Genomic DNA, 2,484 nt, shown 5'->3' with positions numbered 1-2,484 from the left:
GGCCGCATTGTAGGCGGGCCAGTTCGTCGTGCGGTAGCGGGCAGAGGAAGGCTTCGGCATGGACCGAATCTAACGCTCAGGATTCACGACGTGAATCCGCATCACCGATAAGTGCAACAACGTCTATCTCGCGTAGTGAGAGGTGATGTGACCGCCTTTCCAGACCACACTACAATTACTTGGCAAAACAAAAAGCCCCCGCCTTTCGGCAGGGGCTTTCTCATTTCACTCAAGCCGTCGATCAGAGACCGGTGGTCACGTCGATCGTGTGGCCCTCTTCAAGGGACACATAGGCCTTCTTCTTATCGCTCCGCTCGCCAGCGCGGCCGCGGAACTTCTTGGCCTTGCCCTTGGTCACGGTGGTGTTGACGGCCTTCACCTTCACACCAAAGACAGCCTCGACGGCTTCCTTGATCTGCGGCTTGGTGGCGTCCATCGCCACCTGAAAGACGACCGCACCGTTTTCCGAGGCCATGGTGGCCTTTTCGGTGATCACGGGCTTCTTGATGACGTCGAAGTGTTCGGGTTTCGCGCTCATTTCAGACGAGCCTCCAGAGCTTCGACACCCGCTTTCGTGATCACGAGGATATCACGCTTCAGGATGTCATAGACGTTGGCGCCGATGGTCGGCAGCACGTCCACGCCTTCAAGGTTGCGGGCGGCCAGCGCGAAATTCGCGTCGACTTCCGCGCCGTCGATGACGAGGGTGCGCTTCCAGCCCAGTTCCTTCACGGTCTTGGCCAGAGCGGCGGTCTTGGCGGCGTCCAGCGCAAGGCTGTCAACAATCACCAGCTCACCGGCCTTGGCCTTGGCCGACAGCGCGTGGCGCAGGCCAAGCGCACGGAACTTCTTCGGCAGATCATGGGCGTGCGACCGCGGGGTCGGACCCTTGTAGACGCCGCCGTGACGGAAGATCGGAGCCTTCTTGGAGCCGTGGCGTGCGCCGCCGGTGCCCTTCTGACGATAGATCTTCTTGGTCGAGTAGGACACGTCCGACTTGCCCAGAACCGAGTGGGTGCCGGCCTGTGCCTTCGCACGCTGCCAGCGCACCACGCGGTGCAGGATGTCGGCGCGCGGGTCCAGACCGAACAGCGCCTCGTCCAGATCAATCGACCCGGCCTTGCCGCCGTCAAGCTTGATCACATCGAGTTTCATGCTTCACCCCCTTCGACCGCTTCCGCAGCCGGAGCAGCTTCGGCTGCCGCACGGATCGCCGCGGGACGCGGAGCATCGGCATGGGCTGCCTTCTTCACGGCGTCCTTGACGGTGACCCAGCCACCGGCCGCACCGGGAACGGCGCCCTTGACCATGATCAGGCCACGGTCGGCGTCGGTCTTGACGACCTGCAGGTTCTGCGTCGTCACGCGGACGGCACCCAGATGACCCGCCATCTTCTTGCCCTTGAACACCTTGCCGGGGTCCTGGCACTGGCCGGTCGAACCATGCGAACGGTGCGAAACCGACACACCGTGCGAGGCGCGAAGGCCGCCGAAGTTGTGACGCTTCATCGCACCGGCAAAGCCCTTACCGATCGAGATACCGGCGATGTCGACGAACTGACCCGAAACGTAGTGCTCGGCCGAAATCTCGGCGCCCACTTCGATCAGATTGTCCGGCGAGACGCGGAACTCGGCCAGCTTGCGCTTCGGCGCCACATTCGCCTTGGCGAAATGGCCGCGCTGCGCGGCGGTGGTGCGCGAAACCTTGGCAGTGCCCGCGCCCAGCTGGACGGCGGTGTAGCCATCCTTGTCGGCGGTGCGCTGCGCGACGACCTGAAGGCTGTCCAGCTGCAGAACCGTCACCGGGATCTGCTTGCCGTCCTCCAGGAACAGCCGGGTCATGCCCAGCTTCTTGGCGATAACTCCAGAACGCATCTGTCGGTCTCCCCTTACACCTTGATCTCGACGTCCACGCCGGCCGCGAGGTCGAGCTTCATCAGCGCGTCCACGGTCTGCGGGGTCGGATCGACGATGTCGAGAAGACGCTTGTGCGTGCGGATTTCCCACTGGTCGCGCGACTTCTTGTCGATGTGCGGACCACGGAGAACCGTGAATTTCTCGATCTTGTTCGGCAGCGGGATCGGCCCGCGCACCTGGGCACCCGTCCGCTTGGCCGTGTTCACGATTTCCTGGGTGCTGGCATCCAGCACGCGGTAATCGAAGGCCTTGAGGCGGATGCGAATGGTCTGACCTTGCATTGCTTCTTCCTTCGGAACGTCAAATGCGCCGGAATGGCGCATCCGATAGGTTCACTTGTTGACGGTCTTGCCCCCGACCGAAGCCGAAGGATTCGGGCCGCGCAGGACTGCCCGCGCGGCCCCTTCGCATGATCTGCGTCAGGGCGCAAGCAAAAGCCCGCGCCCTGCCGGAAATCTTACTTCAGGATCTTCGAGACGACGCCTGCGCCGACGGTGCGGCCGCCTTCGCGGATGGCGAAGCGCAGCTTTTCTTCCATGGCGATCGGCGCGATCAGTTCGACTTCGAA

5 protein-coding genes are annotated in these 2,484 nt (G+C 62.9%); all 5 read right to left on the bottom strand.

Translation table 11 applies throughout. The features are described from left to right. Positions 1-241: 241 nt before the first annotated feature. Entirely contained in the window at positions 242-538 is a 297-nt protein-coding gene (locus ACO2Q5_RS23835) for a 50S ribosomal protein L23 (RefSeq protein WP_423295706.1), read from the bottom strand. Further along, the gene (rplD, locus tag ACO2Q5_RS23830) at positions 535-1,155 is read right to left on the bottom strand and encodes a 50S ribosomal protein L4 (RefSeq protein ID WP_423295704.1); all 621 of its coding nucleotides are present in this window, start codon (positions 1,153-1,155) and stop codon (positions 535-537) included. The genes ACO2Q5_RS23835 and rplD overlap by 4 nt, the downstream gene beginning before the upstream one ends. Continuing rightward, a complete protein-coding gene (gene rplC, locus ACO2Q5_RS23825; RefSeq protein ID WP_423295702.1) occupies positions 1,152-1,874 on the bottom strand; it encodes a 50S ribosomal protein L3 in 723 nt (240 codons plus the stop codon). The genes rplD and rplC overlap by 4 nt, the downstream gene beginning before the upstream one ends. Before the next feature lie 14 nt (positions 1,875-1,888). Further along, positions 1,889-2,197, bottom strand: a complete 309-nt coding sequence (gene rpsJ / locus ACO2Q5_RS23820; protein WP_023666234.1) for a 30S ribosomal protein S10 — start codon at positions 2,195-2,197, stop codon at positions 1,889-1,891. 176 nt (positions 2,198-2,373) lie between these two features. After that, a partial coding sequence (locus ACO2Q5_RS23815) for a hypothetical protein (RefSeq protein ID WP_423295275.1) occupies positions 2,374-2,484 on the bottom strand: 111 nt, incomplete at its 5' end.

Origin of the sequence: Neotabrizicola sp. VNH66 (assembly GCF_049445895.1) — a bacterium.
Classification (GTDB): Bacteria; Pseudomonadota; Alphaproteobacteria; order Rhodobacterales; family Rhodobacteraceae; genus Pseudogemmobacter.
This window is presented reverse-complemented; position numbering and strand designations above follow the sequence as displayed.

Excerpts from the sequence above, each read along its gene's own strand:
- rplD (WP_423295704.1), bottom strand. The coding sequence starts at position 1,155 with ATGAAACTCGATGTGATCAAGCTTGACGGCGGCAAGGCCGGGTCGATT.
- rplC (WP_423295702.1), bottom strand. The coding sequence starts at position 1,874 with ATGCGTTCTGGAGTTATCGCCAAGAAGCTGGGCATGACCCGGCTGTTC.
- ACO2Q5_RS23835 (WP_423295706.1), bottom strand. The coding sequence starts at position 538 with ATGAGCGCGAAACCCGAACACTTCGACGTCATCAAGAAGCCCGTGATC.
- rpsJ (WP_023666234.1), bottom strand. The coding sequence starts at position 2,197 with ATGCAAGGTCAGACCATTCGCATCCGCCTCAAGGCCTTCGATTACCGC.